Consider the following 17030-nt stretch of genomic DNA (forward strand, 5'->3'; position numbering starts at 1 on the left):
TCAGGCGGGGAGGGGCCGAAGGCGGGCGACGACGGGGACCAGCAGCGCCTGGAGCTGCTTCTGCGCGGCCGCCTGGTCCTCGGCGGTACTGAACAGCCGCACCACCACGTGCCCCCGCCCCAGGTAGGCGAAGCAGGCGGAGTCGCCGGAGCCCTCGAAGCACACCGCCACCGCGCCCGGGAAGCCGGCGGGCAGCTTCACCTGGTTCTTGGCGGTCTTCTGGTAGGTGACGTCGTCCTCGTGGAACGAGCCGCACCCGGCGAGGTTGGACTTGACCTTGGCCAGCACGGTCTCCGCCGTCTGCTCGGGCAGCACGTACGCGTCCTGCCCGGCGATGCCGTGGCCGGTCCACCAGCCGCGCGACCACGCGTGCACCGCGCGCCCCTCGGTGGTCGACGACGCCGCCCGCGGCCCGCACGCCGGGACCACGCCGTAGGCGTAGTTCACCTGGTGGTCCTGGTCGAAGGTGCGCTCGAAGTCGGCGCTGCCGAAGGCCGCGTCAGCCTTCAGTTCGGCGTCGGTGACCAGCACCGCCTGCAACTGCTCGGCCGCCGACAGCGCGGCCCGTGCCGACGGCGTCGCGCCGGCCGTCGGGGCCGTGGTGCTGGCCGGGGTGCTCGGGGCGGCGTGGAACACCGGCGTCGGCCCGGCGGCGCAGCCAGCGCCTGACATCACCGCGAGCAGGGCCAGGGGCAGGAAGCGGCGCATGGGCAGGGGTCTCCTCCGCGAGTCGATCGCCCCGCACGATACCCGCGCCGCCGCGCGCCGTGTCCGACCCGGTGCCCCGCGCGGCCCGGGCGGCCCGGCGGGGCCACTGGAGCACCGCCACCGAGGCGAGCACGGCCGCCCCGCCCACGGCCTGCGCCGGGGTGAGGCGCTCGCCGTAGACCAGGGCCATCGCGGCGACGGTGACGGCGGGCTCGGCGCAGGACAGGATCGCGGCGGTGGAGGCGCCGACCTCGCGTACGCCGAAGAACATGCCCGCGACCGGCAGCACCGTCGAGCAGGCCGCCAGCAGCGCCGTCCAGCCCCAGGCCGACGGGTCCGCCGGGGCGTGCAGGCTGCCCGTGACCAGGCCGGTCAGGCCGAGGCTCACCGCGGCGGAGCTGCACACGATCGCCGTGACCGCGAACAGGTCCAGCCCGGCGGGCAGGCCCTCGCTCACGGTCAGGTACAGCGCGTAGGCGACGGCCGCGGCCAGCGCCAACAGCACCCCGGCCCCGGCGGCCGAACCCTTGATCCCGCCCGCGCCCAGCATCAGCAGCAGCCCGGCCACCGAGCAGGCCAGCGCCGCCATCCGGCGCCGGTCGGCGCGCTCGCGGCGCAGCACCACGGCGATCACCAGCACCAGCCCGGGGTACGCGTACAGCAGCAGCGCGGTCAGCGAGGCGTCGATGCGGGCCAGGGCGCCGAAGTAGAAGCCGGACTGGCAGGCGTACCCGATCGCGCCCAGGCCGATCGCGACCAGCAGGCTGCGGCCGGTCGGCAGCTTCGGGCGGCGCCACGCCACGATCGCCCACAGCAGCACCGACGCGAGCGCGAACCGGGCCGTCAGCAGCGTCGGCACGTTGAGGCCGGCCGCGTAGGCGTGCTTGGCGAACACGGCCGAGACGCCGAACCCGGCGGCCGACAGCAGGCACAGCGCGACGCCGCGCCGGGGCGACCGGGGCGGCGTCAGAGTGGAGGCGGGGAAAGCCGAGGACACCATCAGAAGGTATGAGGCGGTGAGCCATCGAGGTAGCCTTGGATTCCAGCACATACCGAAGGAATTTCCTTGATCTCGCTGCACCAGCTGCGCTGCTTCCTCACCACGCTCGAACTGGGCTCCTTCACCGCCGCCGCGACCGCGCTCGGCTACGCCCAGCCGTCGGTGTCGGAGCAGGTGCGGCTGCTGGAGCAGCAGCTGGACGCGACCCTGTTCCAGCGGGTCGGCCGCGGGCTGGTGCCCACCGAGGCCGCCCGCGCGCTGGCCCCGCACGCCGCCACCGCCCTGGGCGCGGTCGAGGAGGCGCGCCGGGCCGTGGCCTCGGTGCGCCAGCTGCTCACCGGCACGGTCCGGTTCGGGGTGTTCCGCACCGCCCGGTTCTACCTCGCCGCCGACCTCGTCGCCGACGTGCTGCGCCAGCACCCCGGCATCCGGGTCGAGCTGGTCGGCCAGAACTCCGCCGAGATCCTGGAGCAGCTGCGCCGCGGCCGCCTGGAGGCCGCCGTGATCGCGCTGCCCGTCGCCGACGAGGGCATGGTCGTCACCCCCGTGCTGCGCGACGAGCTGGTGTACGTCAGCGCCGACCCGGCCCGGCTGGCCCGCCGGATCACCCCGGCCGCGCTGGCCGAGGCCCCGCTGGTGCTGCCCGACGCGAGCTGGCGCGACGACGACACGACCCGCCGCCAGCTCAACCGCGCCGTGCAGGGCGCGGGCCGCTCGCTGCGCCCCCGGGTCGAGGTCGAGGACACCGAGACCGCGCTGGAGATCGCCGCCCGGGGCCTGGCCGACACCGTCACCTGGCGCGGCGTGCTGCACAACCTCGGCGAACGGCTGCCCGCCGGGCTGGGCTGGGCCCCGCTGCGCCCGTCGATGTACGAGGAGTTCGCCATCGTGCACCGCCGCGACGCCGAGCTGTCCCCCGCCACCCGGGTCGTCACCGCGATCGCCACCAGCCGGATGCGCGCCCTGGACCGGGCCATGCGCGCCACCGCGCCGTGAGCTGGACGGGCTGAGGCGAGCATCCGGTCGATACCCTCGCGTCGATCCCAACACACACGGAGGACCTGGCATGACCGAGCAGCAGACCCGCCGCGCCGCGCGGCTGGCCGCCTACGACCGGTTGCGCGAGCAGCGCCCGCACCTGTTCCACAACCCGCCGGACGCCGCGTACGAGATCGTGCTGGACCCGGCGGTGCAGGAGGAGGTCGCCGACGCGGCGGCCGAGAAGCTGCGCGAGGCGGGCGTCCCCGAGCAGTACGGCGACATCGGCGTGGTCTACCAGGACCCCTACGTCATGCTGGTGCGCGACGCGGTCCGGTTCCGCTCCGGCCGCCACGGCGCCTACATCCGCGAGGTGTCGCCGGAGGAGGGCACCGGCGCGGCCGTGCTGACGCTGACGCCCGACGACCGGATCGTGCTGGTGCGCCACTTCCGGCACGAGTCCCGCAACTGGCACTGGGAGGCCCCGCGCGGCTTCGCCGAACCCGGCGCCGACGGCGCCGCCACCGCCGTCCGCGAGGTCGTCGAGGAGCTGGGCGTCGAACCGGCCGAGATCACCTTCCTGGGCCGGTTCGGCACCGGCACCGACGGCCAGGGCGGCACCGACGAGCTGTGGCTGGCCCGGCTCGCCCAGGCACCCGCGATCGGCGACGACGTCGACGAGGGCATCGACGAGGTCATCGCCGTCACTCCGGCCGAGTTCGCCGAGATGATGCGCGACGGGCGCATGAGCGACACGTTCACCCTGGCCGCCTACGCGTACGCCGTCGTCCGGGGGCTCTGGCCCGCCTGAGCCGGGTCCGGCGCCGCCAGCCGGTCGCGCAGCCGCACCAGGTGCTCGTGGGCGTACTCGCAGATCACGGCGTGCTCGTAGACGGCCCGGGGCACGTCCAGACCGCTGTCCAGGCGCACCGTGACACCGGCGGGGCGCCAGCGCAGGAACGTCTCGTCGCCGGCGGTGTCGGCCAGCAGCGCCAGCAGCGACGAGTCCAGCCGCATCGAGTGCACCGCCCGCTGGTACTCCGGCACGGTCAGGCACAGCGCGAACGGGATGTTCATCAGGCACAGCGCGGTCTGGATGTCCAGCCGCAGCCAGCGGCGCCGCCCGGGCGCGGGATCGATCGGCGGGACGTCCAGCATGGACAGGTCCAGCCGCTCGGGCCTGCGCCGGGGCACGCCGGTGCCCAGGCCGATCAGCACCTCGTACACGTTGACGTCGTGCTCGATCACGGCCCGGTCGCCCAGCTGCGCCAGCGACACCGGGCGCAGCACCGGCTCGACCGCCCCCGCCACCGGCGCGTTGCGCACCAGGAACGCCAGCAGGTTCGTCTCCACGATGAAGTGCCGCACCAGCAGCGCCCCCGCCTCCGGGTGCACGAACCGGTGCAGGAACCACACGCACAGCCGGTCCATCGTGCCGTGCGCCGACAGCGGCACCGGCACCAGCCGCTTGAGCACCCGGATCAGCCACACCATGACCGCGGAGAAGGGCCGGACCACCGGGTACAGCCAGCGCCGGGTCCACCGCCGCTGATCGCGTACGACCAGCAGCAGTGTCGCCCGGTCCATCGGCACCGCCGGGTCGGCCAGCATCGCCGTCCACACCGACGGGTCCCGCAGCGTCCTCACGCGTCCACCTCCGCCAGCTGCATCGCGTACAGCCGCGCCACCACCTCGGCCGTGCGCACCACCCGCGCCGCCCGCGCCCCGTCGAGCACCCCCTCGCGCAGCAGGTGCGCCAGCTCCGCGAAGTGCCCGTCGTCGGCCTCCCCGTGGTACGCCAGGAACCGCACCTGGTCCTCGCGCAGCCCCAGCTGCTCGCGCAGCGCCCCGGCCCAGCCCCGCGCCAGCGCCGTGCCCAGCCCCTCGATGATGAACATCGCCCCCAGCAGGTCCACCGGATCCGGCTGGCTCGCCTGGTGGAACATGTACGCCGACAGCGCCTCCGACCCGACGTTCTTGCGCCCGCCCTGGATCTCGGCCAGCTCGCCCCCGGCCGCGACGAAGTCGCGCTCCAGCAGCTGGTAGTCGCGGTGCTCCTCGGCCGCGTGCTTGATCGCCGCGCTGCGCAGCGCGAACAGCTCCACCGAGAAGTTCGACGCCGCCCGGCTGATCCACCGGCCGCCCTCCACCACCTGCTGGCGCAGGTGCAGCAGCAGCCGCCGGTAGTCGGCCAGGGTCGCGGTGCCGGTGTCGATGCGCCGCACCAGCGGCACCGCGTGCAGCTGCCGCTCGAAGTCGCCCCAGACCCGGGCCAGCTCCAGCACCGTCCAGCGGACCGCGTCGCCGTCGCCGGGCAGCGGCTGCCCCAGCGGCGACGGCGTGGCCGCGACCGGTGGCGACGGCTGCGCGAACCGGGCCCGCGCGGGCAGCGCGCGCTCGGTGTGCGACACCGGACGGGCGACCGCCGCCGGTGCCGCCTCGGTTCCGTCCACGCAGGTCAGGTGCGCGAACGCCAGCGAGTAGCGGCCCGACTCGGGCACGATCAGCAGGATCCGCTCACCGGGGGCGAACCGCCCCGTCCGCCACGCCTCCTCCAGCATCACGAAGATGCTGGCGGCCCCCGTATTGCCGCGGCTGTGCAGATTGGTGAACCAGCGCTGCTCGTCGATCATCAGGTCGGCGCCGCGCAGCAGGTCGAAGATCTCGCCCCGGAAGTGCTCGGCGCTGTAGTGGCACAGCACGTGCTCGATCTCCTCGGTGCGGAACCGGCCCGCCCGCACCAGCGCCATGAACTCGCGCAGCCCCAGCTGGAACAGCGCGGGCAGGTTCTTGACGTCCTGCCGCAGCCGGATCAGCCCGCCCGCCACCGCCCCGGCCAGATCCGGGCCGTCCTGCCAGCTCCGCCCGGCGACCGGCTCGCCGCCGGCCGACATGCACACCTGCCGCTCGTTGGCATACGACACCACGTGCGTCCAGTCCAGGCGCAGGCTCAGCCCGCCCGGCCGCGGCGCGCTCTCCAGCAGCGTCGCGCCCGCCCCGTCCGACAGGGTCCAGCGCAGGAACTCCGCGTCGAACGTGCTGCGCGCACCCTCGTACCGGCTCTGCCGCAGCGAGCGGCTGACCAGTTCCGATCCGACCACCACGGCCGCGCCGTGCTCGCCCAGCCGCACCGCCCGCGCGGCGGCGGCCAGCGCCGTCATGCTCGACGCGCACACCCCGCCCGCCGACAGCAGCTCCATCGACGGGCCGCCCAGCCGCCCGTGCACCATCGAGGCGAACCCGGGCACCAGCAGGTCGCCCTGCGTCGTCCCGGCCGCCAGCATCCCCACCGACTCCAGCGGCAGGTCCCGGTCCTTGAGCGCACCCAGGACCGCCTCGGCGGCCAGCTCCTCGTTGAGCATCGTCACCTCGCCGCGCTCGTCCAGCGCGTAGTGGCGGGTGCGGATGCCGTTGGCGGCCAGCACGCGTGCCCGCAGTGCCGCGCCGCGCTCGCCCGCGCCGAGGCGCCGGGCCATCTGCTCGCTGTCCAGCGGCTCCCCGGGCAGGTACGCCCCGAAACCGGTCAGGTAGACCTCTCCAGCCATGCCCCCGATTCAGCCAGAACCGGCCGCCGCGCGAATCCGGGCACGTACTCAACCACCGCGCCGGGCTACTCAGCCGGCGTCTGAGTCGTCCAGCCCGCGCTCGATCGCGTAGCGGACCAGCTCGATGCGGTTGTGCAGCTGCAACTTGCCCAACGTGTTCTGCACGTGGTTCTGCACCGTACGGTGCGACAGGGTCAGCCGCTCGGCGATCTGCCGGTAGGACAGTCCCTTCGCGACCAGTCGCAGCACCTCGGTCTCCCGGTCGGTCAGCCGCGGGGCGTCCGGGTCGGCCGCCGGGGCCGCCGCCAGCCGCCGGTACTCCCCCAGCACCAGCCCGGCCAGGCCTGCCGTGAACACCGCGTCGCCCTCGGCCGTACGCCGCACCGCCTCCAGGAACTCCTCCCGCGCCGCCGACTTCAGCAGGTATCCGGTCGCGCCCGCCTTCACCGCGTCGAGCACGTCCTGCTGCTCGCCGCTGGCCGACAGCACCAGCACCCGCACCTCGGGCAGCGCGCCGACCAGGCCCCGGATCACCTCCACGCCGGACAGGTCGGGGAGCTGGAGATCGAGCACGACCACCTGGGGCCGCACCGAGCGGCACACCCGCACCGCCTGGGCACCCTCGCCCACCGCCGCCACCACCGTGTACCCGGCCTCGGTCAGGTCGCGGGCCACGCCCTCGCGCCACATCGGATGATCGTCGACCACCATCACGTCCACCACGCGGTGCAGCCTAGTCAGCATCGCCTCAACCGGTGGGGACCCGCAGCTCCACCTCGGTGCCCTGACCGGGCCCGCTGGTGACGGCGACGGTGCCGCCCAGGTCGCGGACGCGGCCCCGGATCGACTGGGCCACCCCCAGCCGCCCGGCGTCGGCGGCCTCGGCCAGGCGGCCGGGCGCGATGCCGCAGCCGTCGTCGCGCACCGACACGGTGACCTGGTCGGGCTCGTGCTCGACCAGCACCCACGCCTGGGCCTGGGCTCCGGCGTGCACGGCCACGTTGTCCAGGGCGCTGCCGACGGCGGCGGCGATCTCCTCGGCGGTGGCGGCGGGCAGCAGCACGGGCGTGGCCGGGGACGCGACGGTGACCCTGGCCCCGGCGTACCGTCCGAGCAGGACGCGCAGGTCGGCGACGCCGTCGGGGGCGGTGTCGGCGCGTACGCCCACCAGGGCCCGCAGCGTCGCCTCCTGCTCCCCGGCCAGGCGGCCCAGCTCGGCCGCCTCGCCGCCGATCTCGGCCCCGCGCCGCTGCACCAGTGCCAGCACCTGGAGCACCGAGTCGTGGATGCCCCGCGCCAGCCGGTCGCGCTCCCTCGTCGCGGCCTCCAGCTCGGTGGCGCGCTGCAACCGCTCCTCGGCGTCGCTGGTCAGCCGGGACACGTACCCCATGATCGAACCGGCGAGCAGGAGCAGCACGGTGCCGTTGACGGTGGCCGAGGTGACCCCCTGCCGCAGCAGCAGGTCGACCGTGCCGACCAGCAGCGCGCCGATGGTGCCCCGGCGGCGGCCGCCGGAGATCGCCCAGACCAGCACCACCCCGGCGACCCAGGCCATGGGCAGCGTCGCGCTGCCGGTGTGCAGCCGCTGCGGGGCCACCACCAGCTCGGAGGCGGCCAGGCAGGCGATGGTGACCACCATGTCGGCGCTGAGCATGGGCCAGCGCCGCCGCGCCGGGTCGGCGTACGCGGCGCCGGTGACGATCGTCCACACCGCCATCAGCGCCAGCACCGCCCAGCCGAGCCACGGCCGGACGAAGTCGCGGTAGCTGTTGAGCATCAGGATCGCGGCGTACGCCAGGGCGGCCACGCGGAACACCGCCACCGCCCGCCACAGGGGCGTGAGCAGGCCCATCCAGGTCCTTTCGGGGTTCACGGCACCACCTGTACGCCGTCCTAGGCAACTAGCCCTGTAGCCGGGCTGTAGTGCGTCTGGAGCGGCATGTCTAGTGGCACATGCGAATGGGTGATAGGAAACTCCGGTCGCTGCGCAGCGCCCTGAAGTTACCCCCCGAACTTCTCACCGGGAGACCCCCATGCTCCGTACCGTCCGCCGCGGGATCACCGTCCTCGGCGCCACCGCCGTCGCCGTGGTCCTCGCGTTCGCCAGCCCCGCCCACGCCGCCACGTTCCTCACCCACGCCCAGGCCGCCTCCCAGCTCAGCGCCGCCGGCATCACCTGGTCCTCCAGCGGCGGCTGCTCCAACCGCAACGTCGCCACCTGCACCTCCTTCGACCAGATCCGCCAGACCACCATCAGCGGCGTCAAAACCCTCAAATCCGCCAGCGGCTGCGCCATCAACATCACCGCCGGCACCGAGACCGGCCACGCCGGCGGCACCTACAGCCACTGGAACGGCTACAAGGTCGACATCAGCAAGTACAGCTGCATCGGCAACTACATCCAGAACACGTTCACCTACGTCGGATACATCTCCGGCTGGGGCTACCAGTGGAAGTCCGGCGCCGGCAACCTCTACACCGACGAAGGCAACCACTGGGACATCACCTACTACAACTGCGGCGGCTGCTGACCCCACCCGCCCCGCCGCTCGCGTCGCACCGCCCGCGGCGCCCGCGCCGCGCGCGCCGCGGGCACGGTCTTGAAGGTGCAGTTTCGGGGAAACTGCACGAATCCGAGCACGGATTCCAGCACTTTCCCCGAAACTGCACGCACGCACGCCGTACGCCGTACGCGCGGCGTGCGGCTGCCCGGCGCGGGTCGGTCAGGTGGGGCGGCGGGAGGACAGGACGCAGAACTCGTTGCCCTCGGGGTCGGCCAGGACGATCCAGTAGGCGTCGTCGGCCTGGCCGACGTCGATCCGGGTGGCGCCCATGGCGAGCAGGCGGGCCACCTCGGCGTCCCGGTCGTCGGGGCGGAAGTCCAGGTGGAGTCGGTTCTTGATCGTCTTTTCCTCGGGCACCGGCACGAACAGCAGGCCGGGGAGGCGGTCGGGGGCCGGGCGGATCTCGTACCAGCGGGGGTCGGGGTCGATCACGACCCAGCCCAGCGCCTCGCACCACCAGCGCCCCAGCGCGGCGGGGTCGTGCGCGTCGACGATCGTCTGCTCCCATTCCAGGCTCACCAGCCGAGCCTAGAACGCGATCATCACCTCCGGTCCCCTGGACCGGACGCCGCGCCCGGACCGCCCGGACCGACCGGCCCACCGGGGCTGCCGGGACCGCCGCTGTCGGGCAGCAGGAAGATCCGCTTGTCCTCGGCCACGAACAGCACGTCGTGCGAGCCGGGCAGGTAGCTGCCGCCCTCCACCGCCGCGGACCTGCCGTTCGGCTGCGGGAAGCGGCCGACGTACACCGGCTGGCGGGTCATCGCGTCACGCAGCAGGTCGTCGCCCTGGAGCGCCGGGTCGGTCGTGAAGACCCAATACAGGGCGTGGCCGGCCAGGGTGAGCCGGGTGCGGTCGTCGGACAGCGTGCTGACCGAGATCCGGTTGGCGGCCGCGGCGAACTGCCCCAGCGGCTCCAGTTGGGCGTCGTCGCCCCGGCCGGCGGGCAGCTCCACGCGGTACAGCGGTGAGTGCAGGGCCTTGGCGAAGATGTAGAGCTCGCCGTCGAGCCAGAGCATGGCCTCGGCGTTGCGGGTGCGGCAGCCCGGGGCCGGGTCGGGGAAGGCCAGCGGGTACTTGGCCACGACCACGAACGGGTCGTCGGTGTCCGGATCGGGCTCCAGCGTCTTGAACAGGTGCTGCTGGGTCTTGCAGTCGTTGGCGCCGATGTCGCCGATCCACAGGTTGTCGTCGTCGTCCAGGACGATGTCCTCCCAGTCGCCGTTGGCGGCGTCGAACACCCCGGCGAACGGGAAGTTCTCGCCCCGGCGGACCGGGTGGGAGTTGCCGTCGGCGTCCACCTTGATCGCCCACAGCGCCGCCCGGGGCCGCTGGGCGGTGGCGCCGCCGCCGTCGCGCAGCCAGTAGAAGACGCCCGGAAAGCGGCGGCTCGCGGCCAGGCCGGACGCCTCGCTGGCGGGCAGGTCGACGTCGCCGACGGCGACCTGGCGGCCGACCGCCACGGTCGCGAACGGACTCACGCCCCGGCCGGGCTCGGGCAGCGGAATCGGGCCGTCGGCGGCCGAGCCGGTCAGCGCGGCGGGCACGGGCGGGGCGAGCCGGACGTGCATGGCTGCCGTCGCGGCGGAGGCGAGCAGTGCCGCGGCGATGATCCGCTTTCGGGTCATACCCTGCTAACGCGCCACGCGATGATCCGATCCTGTCCCCGGCAACCGGCGGAGCACCGGGCGCGTCTGGACTGCCATGACACGTATTCACACCCGTGCCCGGCTGCGGGTCGCGCTCCCCGCGTTGGCCCTGCTGGGGATCCTGGCAGGCTGCGCCGGGCAGGAGAAGGACGCCCAGGAGGCGGCCGCGCCGCCACGGTTCCCGTCGGCGCAGACGCCCGGCTGCGACAGCCCGCGCCCGGCACCGTCGCCGATCGAGACGGCGGGCTCGACCATGTACAGCACCCCGACCGAGCTGGACGCGGCGCTCGGCGTCGTGCAGCGCGAGTCCGAGGGCGGCCGCTTCGCCGACGTGTTCGGCGGGGTCGAGGTCGTCCCCGAGAAGGGCGAGGCGATCATCTACCGGGTCCCGTCGGCCGACTTCGACGCGTACGTGGCGTCGGTGGCCGGGCAGGAGTGCATCCACTTCCGCGACGCCCTGTACAGCCTGGCCTCGCTGGTGAAGCTGAGCAACCGGATCAGCGACGACGTCAAGTACTGGCACGGCAAGGGCGTCGAGATCAACATGACCGGCCCGCTGCCCGACGCCTCCGGCGTGCAGGTCGGCGTCAGCAAGGTCGACGGGGTGCGCGAGAAGCTGGTCGCGCGCTACGGCGCCGCCATCCCGATCACCGTGGTCAAGGAGGACGCCGTCCTCACGTGGTGAGCGTGGGCAGGCTCACCGGGGGTGGTGCGGGCACCGGGCGGGCGCGGACGGCACACTCGCTGGGTGACCGCTGCTGAGTTCGTCCGTGAGTACACCGTGCTGGCGCCTGTGCCGTTCGTGCCCGAGGTGCGCCTGCACCAGGCCGCCGACGCGATCGGGCTGTGGGAGCTGACCGAGGGCGAGTACCGCAGTGAGCAGCCGCCGCCGTTCTGGGCGTTCGCCTGGGCCGGCGGCCAGGCGCTGAGCCGTTACCTGCTCGACCACCCCGAGACGGTGGCCGGGCGGCGGGTGCTCGACCTCGCGGCGGGCTCGGGGCTGGTCGCGGTCTGCGCGGCGCGGGCCGGGGCGGCGTCCGTGCGCGCGGTCGACATCGACCCGCTGTCGACCGCCGCGACCGAGGCGAACGCGCAGGCCAACGGGCTCGCGGTGGACGCGGAGCAGGCCGACATCCTGGACGGGGACGCCGGGGACGCCGAGGTCGTGCTGGCCGGGGACGTGTTCTACAGCCAGGCCATGGCCGACCGGATGATCGGCTTCCTGCGCCGGGCGGTGAAGACCGGCGCCGTGGTGCTGGTCGGCGACCCGGACCGGGCGTTCCTGCCCCGCCCCCTGTTCGACGAGGTGGCGGCATACGACGTGCCGGTGCCGTTCGCGCTGGAGAGCATGACGGTCAAGCGCACCCGGGTATGGCGCCTGCGCCCGCCGAAGGTCCTGACCGCCTAGGGACGGGCGCCGAGCCCGTTGAGGATCAGCCGCCACACCCGCTCGTACGCCCCGGGCAGGTCGGGGTCGGTCCATTCGGCGGTGTGCGCCGGGTTGTGGAAGCGGCTGGTGGCGTCCAGCACCGCCCGGCCCATGCCGAACGGGTCGGCCACGGCGAAGTCGCCGCGGCCGACCCCGTCGGCGATGATCTGCCCGAGCTGGGTCGACAGCGCGCTGATGTGCGCGCGCACCACCTCACCGGACTCCATGGCCAGCCCGTGGTACGTGGCGAACAGCTCCGGCTCCTCGCGCGCCATCCGCTGCTTGGACTCGCTCAGCGCGTCCAGCCAGCGGCGCAGCCGCTCCGGGGCCGGGCCGTGGTCGGCGGCGATGGCGGCCAGCGGCTCGGACAGCCGGGCCAGCCAGCGCTCGGCGACGGCCTCGCGCAGCGCGGCCTTGCTCGGGAAGTGCCGGTACACGCTGCCGTGGCTGACGCCCAGCGCCCGCGACACGTCGACCACGTTGGCCTTGGCCGGCCCGAAGCGGCGCAGGACGTCCTCCGCCGCCTCCAGGATCCGGTCCGAGGTGAGTACATCTGCCATGGTGAGGCAGACCCTACCGCTCGCTGTCCAGGTGTGACATCTGGAACGCGTCATAACGGGCGCCCGCGGCGGCCCCGGCGGGCACGGCGGCCTCGATGCGGGCCAGGTCGGCCTCGGTCAGCCCGACCTCCAGCGCCCCGAGCGACTCGGCCAGCCGCTGCCGGGTGCGCGCCCCGACCAGCGGGACGATGTCGCCGCCCCGGCTCAGCGCCCAGGCCACGGCGATCTGGGCGACGCTGGCGCCCCGGTCCTGCCCGACCTCGCGCAGCGCCTCGACCAGGGCGAGGTTGCGGTCGAGGTTGTCCCCGCCGAACCGGGGCAGGTGGGTGCGGAAGTCGCCCGCCGGGGTCTGCCGGTCGGCCGACCAGTGGCCAGAGAGCAGGCCGCGCGACAGCACGCCGTACGCGGTGATGCCGATGCCGAGCTCGCGCGCGACCGGCAGGATCTCGTCCTCGACCCCGCGCGAGATCAGCGAGTACTCGATCTGCAGGTCGCTGATCGGGTGCACGGCGGCGGCCCGCCGCAGCGTGTCCGCGCCGACCTCGGACAGGCCGATGTGCCGCACGTAGCCCGCCTTGACCAGGTCGGCCAGCGCGCCGACGGTCTCCTCGATCGGCACATTCGGGTCGAGCCGGGCGGGGCGGTAGACGTCGACGTAGTCGGTGCCGAGCCGGTTGAGCGAGTACGCGAGGAAGTTCTTGATCGCGACCGGGCGGGTGTCCACCCCGTGCCAGCCGCCCGCGGCGTCGCGCAGGGCGCCGAACTTGACGCTGATGACCGCCTTCTCGCGGTCGCGGCCCTTGAGCGCATCGCGCAGCAGCAGCTCGTTGCGGCCCATGCCGTAGAAGTCGCCGGTGTCCAGCAGGGTCACGCCCGCGTCCAGGGCGGCGTGCACGGTGGCGATGCTCTCGGCCTCGTCGGCGGGGCCGTAGAGGTCGGACATGCCCATCAGGCCGAGGCCGAGCGGGAAGACGCGGGGGCCGGTCAGGCCGAGGGTGCGGGTGTCTGTCATGCCGACAACGATAGGACTGACAGCTGACAGATTTCAAGATTTGTCATTCGCTAGTGGCCCGGATCACCGTTCTGCCTGCTCAGGCGGTCACGGCGGTAGGCCCAGGCCTCGTGCCAGACATGGGGGTACACGCCGTGGGTGAAGTAGCGGACCGGTCCGGTGATCGGCCACGAGGCGTGGTCGTGGCGGCGCAGCCACAGCGGGCAGACGGTGCACAGCACATACCCCAGCGCCACCAGCGGGAGGTATAGCGGGCCGAACAGGCGGCCCTGCTGGACGTGCAGATCCTCGTGTGCCTCGTTGGCGGGCGTCAGGCCCGCGACGACGTTGCCGACCGTGGTGGCGTACCCGGGCAGGGCCTGCTCCCGCACCACGATCCGGCCCCGGCCGCGCGAGGGCCCCCGGTCGAGCCGGTGGCCGCCGACCAGGTTCAGCGCCAGGAACAGCGCCCCGGCGACGGTGTTGAGCAGGCTCCAGCTGTGGTCGACCGCGAAGAGCACCAGCCCGCGGCCGGTGGCCGGATAGGCGTCCAGCCGCGCCACGGCCCACCCGTAGGGCAGCGCGACCACCGCCGCGGCCAGCCCGGCCGCCACCGCGCCGGGCCACCCGAGCAGGGCACCGACCAGCACCGCGGCACCGACCTGCGCCAGCACCGACGTCACCGCGTACGCCCACCGAGCTATCCCCGCACGCTAACCCGGCCGCGCCCGCACCGGGCGCCGAAGTCAGCCGAGCAGGTTCAGGAAACCCCGGGCGATGATCGCGTGGCCGGGCAGGTTCGGGTGGATGCGGTCGGGCGCCCAGTCCTCCGGCGAGGTGCTCTTCAGGGCCTCGTCGAAAGCGTCCTGCGTACGCACGTGCAGGGCGTCGAAGTCGGCGGCCAGCCCGGCCACCACCTGCGCGTACCGGGCGGTCATGGCGCGCTGCGGCTCGGCGCGGTCGGGCTCGATGACGTACGGGTCGGCCAGGATCAGGCGGCAGCCGGTGGCCTCGATCGCCCGCGCGAGCAGCGCCCGCAGGGTCACCGTGTACTCGTCGATCGGCACGGCTTCGTCGGGGCGATCGGAGAACAGCCGCCACACGTCGTTGATGCCGATCTTCACGCTCAGCCAGTCGGGGCGTTCGGCGACCACGTCCTCCTCCCAGCGCCGGGCCAGGTCGCGCACGGTGTCGCCGCTGACGCCCCGGTTGGCCCAGCTCAGCCCGAGCTCGGGATGGGCCGCGGTGACGAACGCGCGCACCAGGCTCATGTACCCGTCGCCGTACGGCGCGGCGTGGTCGCGGCGGCCGCAGTCGGTGATGCTGTCGCCGATGAAGACGATCCGCTGTCCCTGCTGGAAAATCACCGGCCCATCGTAAGTGGGAGCGATACTTGCTGCGGGGGTGGAAAGAATGGACCTGCTCACCGCGTACCGCACCAGCCTCGACGGCTTCACGCAGCGCGTGGGCGAGGTCGGCCCCGAAGCGTGGGCCGAGCCGACGCCGTGTCCCGACTGGAACGTCAACGAGCTGGTCAACCACCTCGTCGGCGAGGACCGCTGGACGCCGCCCATGTTCGGCGGCTCGACCATCGCCGACGTCGGGGACCGGTTCTCCGGCGACCTGCTCGGCGACGACCCGCACACGGCCGCCGTCGACGCCGCGTGGCAGGCCCGGCAGGCCGTCGAGGCGCCCGGTGCCCTCGACCGCACCGTGTTCCTGTCCTTCGGCGAGACGCCCGCCACCGAGTACCTGCACCAGCTCACCGCCGACCACCTGGTGCACACCTGGGACCTGGCCGCGGCGGCGGGACTGGACCGGCGGCTGGACCCGGACGCGGTCGCGTTCATCGCGGCCTGGTTCGCCGACCGCGAGCGGGAATACCGGCACGCCGGGGTGATCGGCCCGGCGGTGGCCGTACCCGCTGATGCCGGGCCGCAGGACCGGCTCATCGCCGCCTTCGGCCGCGACCCGGCCTGGACCTCGCCGAACCGCACCGCCTGAACCGCGCGCCAGGGCGGTCAGGCGGCGTCGTAGGCGGTGGTGTGGGTGGGCCGGTAGACGCCGAGGGTGGCGCCGCCGGGCAGGCGGACGACGGCCTCGGTGCCCCAGTCGCGCCTGGTCGGCGCCACGATGACCTCCAGGCCGCGTTCGCTCCACTGCGACACCGTCGACTCGACGTCGTCGACGGTCAGGTACAGCTCGCAGCGGGTGTGCGCCTCGGCCGGATGGAAGGCGATCTCGGCGGGCGGCGCCTTGAAGATCAGCCAGCCCTCGCCGGTGTCCACATGCGGCAGGCCCAGCACGTCGCGGAAGAACGCCCGGTCGGCCTCGGCGTTCGTGCTGTATATGAGCGCGTGCATTCCCTTGATCACTACTCGATCTTAGGACGGCACAGCCGCTGAGCAGGTCCGATCGGCTCTCCTGCGCACGGGGGAGCTCATTCGAACAGTGAGTGCGGGGCGTGGTGGTCGGCGCGGGCACGCTCGCGGCGGCGGCGCGCGATCACGATCAGGTCCACTATCGTGATCAGGCACAGGACGATCGCGGCCCAGCCCAGCGGGACCAGCCCGAAGGCGAAGGCGATCACGGCCAGCGTCCCGGCGAAGACCAGGCCGAAGCCCGCCAGCGCCAGGCGCAGGTTCAGCGCGCTGTACGGATGATCGTGCGAGCCGTCCGGCTTCTGACGTGTCATCACGGGCCTCTCCTCCATACTAGGCCGGGGAGGTTCGATGACCGAGGTGCCGCAGCCGCTCGTAGCCGTCACCGGTGCCACCGGCAGGCTGGGCGGCCGGGTCGCGCACCGGCTGGCCGAGGCGGGGGTGCGCCAGCGGCTCGTGGTGCGCCAGCCCGAGCGGGCGCCGGTGCTGCCAGGATGCGAGATCGCGCGGGCCGCGTACCACGACGGGGCGGCGGTGACCGAGGCGCTGACCGGCGTCGACACCGTGTTCATGGTGTCGGGGGCCGAGTCGGCCCGGCGGGTCGCCGAGCACCGCACCTTCATCGACGCCGCGGTCGCCGCCGGGGTGCGGCGGCTGGTCTACACCTCGTTCTACGGCGCCGCGCCGGACGCGACGTTCACGCTGGCCCGCGACCACTGGCACACCGAGGAGCACCTCAAGGCCAGCGGCCTGGCCTGGACCGTCCTGCGCGACAACCTGTACCTGGACGTGCTGCCGCTGTTCGCCGACGCCGAGGGGGTCATCCGGGGCCCGGCCGGCGACGGGCGGGTCGCGGCGGTCGCGATCGACGACATCGCCGACGTGGCCGCCACCGTGCTGCGCGAGCCCGGCCGCCACGACGGGCAGACGTACGACCTCACCGGGCCGCAGGCGCTCACCCTGGCCCAGGTGGCCGAGATCGTCACGCTGGTGACGGGGCGGCCGATGCGCTACCACGCCGAGACCCCGGCCGAGGCGTACCAGTCCCGGACCCACTACCAGGCGCCCGACTGGCAGGTCGAGGCGTGGGTCAGCACGTACCTGGCGATCGGGACCGGGGAGCTGGCCGCGCCGACCGACGCCGTCAAGCGGCTGACCGGCGTGGACCCGCTCACCCTGGAGGATCTGCTGCGGCTGGGCTGAATCCGGCCCGCCCCGCCCGCGT

The 17030-nt window shown here is 73.8% G+C and carries 21 protein-coding genes; 7 read left to right on the top strand and 14 right to left on the bottom strand.

Annotated features, from left to right (window positions below; translation table 11 throughout):
- Complete coding sequence (locus tag Cs7R123_RS29990; protein ID WP_212831389.1) at positions 1–531, bottom strand: hypothetical protein; 531 nt, start codon at positions 529–531, stop codon at positions 1–3.
- Positions 500–1705, bottom strand: a complete 1206-nt coding sequence (locus Cs7R123_RS29995; protein WP_212831391.1) for a DMT family transporter — start codon at positions 1703–1705, stop codon at positions 500–502. Before Cs7R123_RS29995 ends, Cs7R123_RS29990 begins: the two co-directional genes overlap by 32 nt.
- A gap of 69 nt (positions 1706–1774) precedes the next feature.
- On the opposite strand from Cs7R123_RS29995, the gene Cs7R123_RS30000 reads away from it, so the two are divergent.
- Positions 1775–2704, top strand: a complete 930-nt coding sequence (locus Cs7R123_RS30000; RefSeq protein WP_212831392.1) for a LysR family transcriptional regulator — start codon at positions 1775–1777, stop codon at positions 2702–2704.
- A gap of 70 nt (positions 2705–2774) precedes the next feature.
- Complete coding sequence (locus tag Cs7R123_RS30005; protein ID WP_212831394.1) at positions 2775–3497, top strand: NUDIX hydrolase; 723 nt, start codon at positions 2775–2777, stop codon at positions 3495–3497.
- Here Cs7R123_RS30005 and Cs7R123_RS30010 read toward each other — a convergent pair.
- From Cs7R123_RS30010 to macS, 4 genes are all read right to left on the bottom strand, one after another.
- Positions 3458–4333, bottom strand: a complete 876-nt coding sequence (locus tag Cs7R123_RS30010; protein ID WP_244872230.1) for a hypothetical protein — start codon at positions 4331–4333, stop codon at positions 3458–3460. The genes Cs7R123_RS30005 and Cs7R123_RS30010 overlap by 40 nt on opposite strands.
- Complete coding sequence (locus Cs7R123_RS30015) at positions 4330–6231, bottom strand: 3-oxoacyl-[acyl-carrier-protein] synthase III C-terminal domain-containing protein (protein ID WP_212831396.1); 1902 nt, start codon at positions 6229–6231, stop codon at positions 4330–4332. The genes Cs7R123_RS30010 and Cs7R123_RS30015 overlap by 4 nt, the downstream gene beginning before the upstream one ends.
- A gap of 69 nt (positions 6232–6300) precedes the next feature.
- Positions 6301–6942: a response regulator transcription factor gene (locus Cs7R123_RS30020; protein ID WP_212834667.1), complete on the bottom strand. Its 642-nt coding sequence runs from the start codon at positions 6940–6942 to the stop codon at positions 6301–6303.
- 37 nt (positions 6943–6979) lie between these two features.
- The gene (gene macS / locus Cs7R123_RS30025) at positions 6980–8104 is read right to left on the bottom strand and encodes a MacS family sensor histidine kinase (protein WP_308442901.1); all 1125 of its coding nucleotides are present in this window, start codon (positions 8102–8104) and stop codon (positions 6980–6982) included.
- A 160-nt stretch (positions 8105–8264) separates the two neighbouring features.
- Here macS and Cs7R123_RS30030 point away from each other — a divergent pair, with 160 nt between their 5' ends.
- On the top strand, positions 8265–8762 hold the full coding sequence (locus Cs7R123_RS30030) for a hypothetical protein (RefSeq protein WP_212831397.1): 498 nt from the start codon (positions 8265–8267) through the stop codon (positions 8760–8762).
- A 192-nt stretch (positions 8763–8954) separates the two neighbouring features.
- On the opposite strand, the gene Cs7R123_RS30035 is transcribed toward Cs7R123_RS30030, so the two are convergent.
- Together Cs7R123_RS30035 and Cs7R123_RS30040 are read right to left on the bottom strand one after the other, a co-directional pair.
- Complete coding sequence (locus tag Cs7R123_RS30035; protein ID WP_212831399.1) at positions 8955–9314, bottom strand: VOC family protein; 360 nt, start codon at positions 9312–9314, stop codon at positions 8955–8957.
- 23 nt (positions 9315–9337) lie between these two features.
- The gene (locus Cs7R123_RS30040; protein WP_212831405.1) at positions 9338–10423 is read right to left on the bottom strand and encodes a hypothetical protein; all 1086 of its coding nucleotides are present in this window, start codon (positions 10421–10423) and stop codon (positions 9338–9340) included.
- Between the two features lie 76 nt (positions 10424–10499).
- On the opposite strand from Cs7R123_RS30040, the gene Cs7R123_RS30045 reads away from it, so the two are divergent.
- The gene (locus Cs7R123_RS30045) at positions 10500–11129 is read left to right on the top strand and encodes a hypothetical protein (protein ID WP_212831407.1); all 630 of its coding nucleotides are present in this window, start codon (positions 10500–10502) and stop codon (positions 11127–11129) included.
- A 63-nt stretch (positions 11130–11192) separates the two neighbouring features.
- Positions 11193–11852: a methyltransferase gene (locus tag Cs7R123_RS30050; RefSeq protein WP_212831408.1), complete on the top strand. Its 660-nt coding sequence runs from the start codon at positions 11193–11195 to the stop codon at positions 11850–11852.
- Here Cs7R123_RS30050 and Cs7R123_RS30055 read toward each other — a convergent pair.
- The 4 genes from Cs7R123_RS30055 to Cs7R123_RS30070 form a co-directional block, all read right to left on the bottom strand.
- Entirely contained in the window at positions 11849–12433 is a 585-nt protein-coding gene (locus Cs7R123_RS30055) for a TetR family transcriptional regulator (RefSeq protein ID WP_244872231.1), read from the bottom strand. The two genes, Cs7R123_RS30050 and Cs7R123_RS30055, sit on opposite strands and share 4 nt — an antisense overlap.
- A 13-nt stretch (positions 12434–12446) precedes the next feature.
- Positions 12447–13445, bottom strand: a complete 999-nt coding sequence (locus tag Cs7R123_RS30060) for an aldo/keto reductase (RefSeq protein ID WP_212831410.1) — start codon at positions 13443–13445, stop codon at positions 12447–12449.
- Positions 13446–13495: 50 nt separating this feature from the next.
- On the bottom strand, positions 13496–14107 hold the full coding sequence (locus Cs7R123_RS30065) for a glycine zipper family protein (RefSeq protein ID WP_212831411.1): 612 nt from the start codon (positions 14105–14107) through the stop codon (positions 13496–13498).
- A 63-nt stretch (positions 14108–14170) separates the two neighbouring features.
- Positions 14171–14791 (bottom strand): SGNH/GDSL hydrolase family protein, encoded by a 621-nt coding sequence (locus Cs7R123_RS30070; RefSeq protein ID WP_212831412.1) that lies wholly within the window; start codon positions 14789–14791, stop codon positions 14171–14173.
- A 46-nt stretch (positions 14792–14837) separates the two neighbouring features.
- On the opposite strand from Cs7R123_RS30070, the gene Cs7R123_RS30075 reads away from it, so the two are divergent.
- Positions 14838–15428, top strand: coding sequence for a TIGR03086 family metal-binding protein (locus Cs7R123_RS30075; protein WP_212831414.1), 591 nt, complete (start codon positions 14838–14840; stop codon positions 15426–15428).
- Positions 15429–15445: 17 nt separating this feature from the next.
- Here Cs7R123_RS30075 and Cs7R123_RS30080 read toward each other — a convergent pair whose 3' ends face one another.
- Entirely contained in the window at positions 15446–15799 is a 354-nt protein-coding gene (locus Cs7R123_RS30080; protein ID WP_244872232.1) for a VOC family protein, read from the bottom strand.
- Between the two features lie 65 nt (positions 15800–15864).
- Positions 15865–16119, bottom strand: coding sequence for a DUF6343 family protein (locus tag Cs7R123_RS30085; protein ID WP_212831416.1), 255 nt, complete (start codon positions 16117–16119; stop codon positions 15865–15867).
- Between the two features lie 37 nt (positions 16120–16156).
- On the opposite strand from Cs7R123_RS30085, the gene Cs7R123_RS30090 reads away from it, so the two are divergent.
- Positions 16157–17008 carry an SDR family oxidoreductase gene (locus tag Cs7R123_RS30090; RefSeq protein WP_212831418.1) on the top strand — a complete coding sequence of 284 codons (852 nt, stop codon included), beginning with the start codon at positions 16157–16159 and terminating at the stop codon, positions 17006–17008.
- Positions 17009–17030 lie beyond the last annotated feature (22 nt).

Source organism: Catellatospora sp. TT07R-123 (assembly GCF_018327705.1).
In the GTDB taxonomy this organism is placed as follows: domain Bacteria; phylum Actinomycetota; class Actinomycetes; order Mycobacteriales; family Micromonosporaceae; genus Catellatospora.

Bases quoted from the DNA above. Each gene is read 5' to 3' on its own strand.
- Cs7R123_RS30005 (WP_212831394.1), top strand. From the start codon at position 2,775: ATGACCGAGCAGCAGACCCGCCGCGCCGCGCGGCTGGCCGCCTACGAC.
- Cs7R123_RS30015 (WP_212831396.1), bottom strand. From the start codon at position 6,231: ATGGCTGGAGAGGTCTACCTGACCGGTTTCGGGGCGTACCTGCCCGGG.
- Cs7R123_RS30020 (WP_212834667.1), bottom strand. From the start codon at position 6,942: ATGGTGGTCGACGATCATCCGATGTGGCGCGAGGGCGTGGCCCGCGAC.
- Cs7R123_RS30030 (WP_212831397.1), top strand. From the start codon at position 8,265: ATGCTCCGTACCGTCCGCCGCGGGATCACCGTCCTCGGCGCCACCGCC.
- Cs7R123_RS30040 (WP_212831405.1), bottom strand. From the start codon at position 10,423: ATGACCCGAAAGCGGATCATCGCCGCGGCACTGCTCGCCTCCGCCGCG.
- Cs7R123_RS30045 (WP_212831407.1), top strand. From the start codon at position 10,500: ATGACACGTATTCACACCCGTGCCCGGCTGCGGGTCGCGCTCCCCGCG.
- Cs7R123_RS30055 (WP_244872231.1), bottom strand. From the start codon at position 12,433: ATGGCAGATGTACTCACCTCGGACCGGATCCTGGAGGCGGCGGAGGAC.
- Cs7R123_RS30060 (WP_212831410.1), bottom strand. From the start codon at position 13,445: ATGACAGACACCCGCACCCTCGGCCTGACCGGCCCCCGCGTCTTCCCG.
- Cs7R123_RS30075 (WP_212831414.1), top strand. From the start codon at position 14,838: ATGGACCTGCTCACCGCGTACCGCACCAGCCTCGACGGCTTCACGCAG.
- Cs7R123_RS30085 (WP_212831416.1), bottom strand. From the start codon at position 16,119: ATGACACGTCAGAAGCCGGACGGCTCGCACGATCATCCGTACAGCGCG.
- Cs7R123_RS30090 (WP_212831418.1), top strand. From the start codon at position 16,157: ATGACCGAGGTGCCGCAGCCGCTCGTAGCCGTCACCGGTGCCACCGGC.